The sequence below is a fragment of the Pseudomonas sp. K5002 genome (genome assembly GCF_013386655.1).
In the GTDB taxonomy this organism is placed as follows: domain Bacteria; phylum Pseudomonadota; class Gammaproteobacteria; order Pseudomonadales; family Pseudomonadaceae; genus Aquipseudomonas.
Map to the genome: position 1 here is coordinate 1 of NZ_JACARK010000415.1, position 3,192 is coordinate 3,192.

The 3,192-nt window shown below is 62.2% G+C and carries 4 protein-coding genes; 3 read left to right on the plus strand and 1 reads right to left on the minus strand.

All coding sequences use genetic code 11. The features are described 5' to 3' along the window. Positions 1-773 (plus strand): bifunctional DNA-binding transcriptional regulator/O6-methylguanine-DNA methyltransferase Ada (gene ada / locus HX846_RS19115; RefSeq protein WP_178965902.1); only part of this gene is annotated, 773 nt, incomplete at its 5' end. 6 nt (positions 774-779) lie between these two features. On the opposite strand, the gene HX846_RS19120 is transcribed toward ada, so the two are convergent. Further along, the gene (locus HX846_RS19120; RefSeq protein ID WP_178965903.1) at positions 780-1,364 is read right to left on the minus strand and encodes an ABATE domain-containing protein; all 585 of its coding nucleotides are present in this window, start codon (positions 1,362-1,364) and stop codon (positions 780-782) included. Positions 1,365-1,540: 176 nt separating this feature from the next. Here HX846_RS19120 and HX846_RS19125 point away from each other — a divergent pair, with 176 nt between their 5' ends. Together HX846_RS19125 and HX846_RS19130 are read left to right on the plus strand one after the other, a co-directional pair. Continuing rightward, complete coding sequence (locus HX846_RS19125) at positions 1,541-2,419, plus strand: alpha/beta fold hydrolase (protein WP_178965904.1); 879 nt, start codon at positions 1,541-1,543, stop codon at positions 2,417-2,419. A 110-nt stretch (positions 2,420-2,529) separates the two neighbouring features. Then, positions 2,530-3,192: nitronate monooxygenase family protein (locus tag HX846_RS19130; protein WP_178965905.1), on the plus strand; the 663-nt coding region annotated here is incomplete at its 3' end.

A 3,192-nucleotide genomic window follows, 5' to 3' on the forward strand; every position in this document is an offset into this window, starting at 1 on the left:
AAACCCTGCCGCCCCTTGAAGATCTGGCCGCCCTCGCCGGCTTGAGCCCGTTCCATTTTCATCGGGTGTTCAAGGCGGTGACCGGCCTGACGCCCAAGCGCTACGGCAGCGCTCATCGCTCGCGCAAGGTACGCGACGGCCTCAAGGACCAGCACTCGGTGACCGACGCGCTGTACGACGCCGGCTTCAATTCCAACAGCCGCTTTTATGAGGCTGCCGACCAATTGCTCGGCATGAAGCCCCGTGACTATAAAGCCGGCGGCACCAATACGGATATTCGCTTTGCCGTTGGCCAATGCTCATTGGGCGCGATTCTGGTGGCCCAGAGCAATCGCGGTGTGTGCGCGATCCTGCTGGGGGATGACCCGGACAAACTGGTGCGCGACCTGCAGGACCAGTTTCCCCGCGCCAATCTGCTGGGTGCCGATCACGACTTCGAACAATTGATCGCCCAGGTGGTGGGCTTTATCGAAGCGCCGGCCCTGGGCCTGGACTTGCCCCTGGACTTGCGCGGCACTGCGTTTCAGGAACGCGTGTGGCAAGCCTTGCGGGAAATCCCGGTGGGGTGCACCGCCAGCTACGCCGAGATCGCCCAGCGCATCGGCTTGCCGACCGCCTATCGCGCCGTGGCCCAGGCGTGTGGTGCCAACAGCCTGGCGGTGGCGATTCCCTGCCATCGCGTGGTGCGCGCCGACGGCAATCTGTCGGGCTACCGCTGGGGTGTCGAGCGCAAGCGGCAGTTGCTGGAGCGCGAAAGCCCGGCAGAATCCTGAGGACGTCTACACCAGTTTGCGCTTGCGAAACTCGGCCACCTTATGCCGATTGCCACACAGCGCCATGCTGCACCAGCGGCGCCTGTGGCCCTTGGTGCGGTCGTAGAACCACAGCACGCACTCGGGATGTTCGCAGGTGCGGATCAGGCCGAAATCCCCTTCCACCAGTAACGTCGCGGCGGCTTCGGCAATCGGCGCCAGGAACTGCTCGGCAGTCTGCACCTTGCGCTGGCGCTCCAGCCGCAACTCGCCAGGCGCCGGCCAAACCAGTTGCGGGTGACTGACCGCCTTGCGCAGGAACGCATTCAGCGCGCCGGGATCGCCCTGCTGGCCGGCCTTGCGCTGTTCCAGTAACACGCGGATCACTTCCCGCAATCCCCGCGCCGCGCCCAGCAGTGCCCCCTCCTCAAATACCGGTACTGCGCCCTCCTCGGCCCAGCCAAGCCGCACCAGCCAGCGCTCAACATCGGCATCGCCTTGCCAGAATTCAAAGGGCACACCGTCGACATTCGCCCGGGTATTGAGCATGTCCAGCACGGGATGATCAGCCAGGACGTAGGGTTCCAATGGGGATGGGGTGATGGCGGGCATGGCGAATCCTCTTCAAGTCCGCGCCATCGTAACCGCTGATTTCGCTTTTGAATAGTTACTAAATTCGCCGATCAGTAACCCATTAAATTAATTTGACAGGTTACACTTTCAAGCGCAGCCTGCAAAACCAGTAACCCAACAAATCAATTTAACCAGTTACAAAGAGGACTACGATCATGTCGATTTCAGCCCCGGTTGTTCGCTATCAGCACGTTGATGCCGATGGTGTGCGCATTTTCTACCGTGAAGCCGGCGACCCGTCCGCGCCGGTGTTGCTGCTGCTGCATGGCTTTCCCAGTTCGTCCCATATGTACCGTGACCTGCTCCCGCTGCTTGCCACCCGCTACCGGATCATCGCCCCGGACTTGCCAGGCTTCGGCTTCACCGAAGTCCCCGCCGAACGCAATTACCACTACAGCTTCGATAACCTGGCGATCACCGTTGGCCACTTCGTCGACGCCCTGAACCTCAGTCGCTATGCCCTCTATGTGTTCGACTATGGCGCACCGGTGGGCCTGCGCCTCGCCGTGGCCCACCCGGAACGGGTCAGCGCGCTGATATCGCAAAACGGCAATGCTTACCTGGAAGGTTTGGGTGACGCCTGGGATCCGATCCGGGCCTACTGGGCCGAGCCGAGCCAGGCCAATCGCGAGGTGATCCGCAACGCGGTCATCAGCCTGGAAGGCACGCGTTATCAGTACCTGCATGGCGTGTCGCAACCGGAGCTGGTGGCGCCGGAGTCCTACATGCTCGACGTGCTCCTGATGCAGCGTCCCGGCAATGACGAGATCCAGTTGGACCTGTTCCTCGACTACCGCAACAACCTGACGCTGTACCCGGCGTTCCAGGCGTTTTTCAAGGCCACGCAAGTGCCGGCGCTGGTGATCTGGGGCCAGAACGATCCCTTCTTCATCCCCCCGGGCGCCCATGCCTACAAAGGCGACAACGCCAACGCCGTGGTGGAATTACTCGACACCGGCCACTTCGCCCTGGAAACCCACGCCGCGCACATTGCCCAACGGATTCATGAAGTACTGGGCGACGCCATCAACTGATAACCGCCCATGAAACACTGGATTCGTCCAGTGAATAATACAGACTGGCCTGGTGCTGCCTGGCCCTGCTAAAACGACGGAACAGCATTCCACCGTTGGAGAAGCGTCCCATGAGCACCTGGCCAGACACCCGAATTCTTGACCTGCTGGGCATCGAGTTACCGATCATTCAGGCGCCGATGGCCAATGCCACGAGCACGGCCATGGTGATTGCGGCCAATCAGGCCGGCGCCCTCGGTTCGATGCCGGCGGCGGCGCTCAGCATCGAGCAACTGCGCGAAGCACTCACCACGATTCGCCAGGCCAGTTCGCGGCCGCTGAACGTAAATTTCTTCTGCCATCAGCCACCGACGCCGGATGCTCACCGCGACCTTCAGTGGAAGAACCTGCTGGAAACCTACTACCGCGAGCTGGGCGCCGATTTTGACGCGCCGACGCCCGTCTCCAACCGCGCACCGTTCAACAACGCCGCCTGTGAAGTGGTGGAAGAATTCCGCCCCGAAGTGGTGAGCTTTCACTTCGGCCTGCCGGAAAAATCCCTGCTGGACCGGGTCAAGGCCACCGGGGCGAAAGTGCTGTCGTCGGCTACCACCGTCGAAGAAGCCATCTGGCTGGAACAGCACGGCTGCGATGCAATCATCGCCATGGGCAGCGAAGCCGGTGGCCATCGCGGGATGTTCCTCAGCGACGACCTGAACAGCCAGATCGGCACCATGGCGCTGGTGCCACAGGTCGTCGATGCCGTGCGCGTGCCGGTGATTGCGGCCGGCGGC

What these genes read in the sequence shown, in the direction of transcription:
- HX846_RS19120 (WP_178965903.1), bottom strand. Translation starts at nt 1,364, where the DNA reads ATGCCCGCCATCACCCCATCCCCATTGGAACCCTACGTCCTGGCTGAT.
- HX846_RS19125 (WP_178965904.1), top strand. Translation starts at nt 1,541, where the DNA reads ATGTCGATTTCAGCCCCGGTTGTTCGCTATCAGCACGTTGATGCCGAT.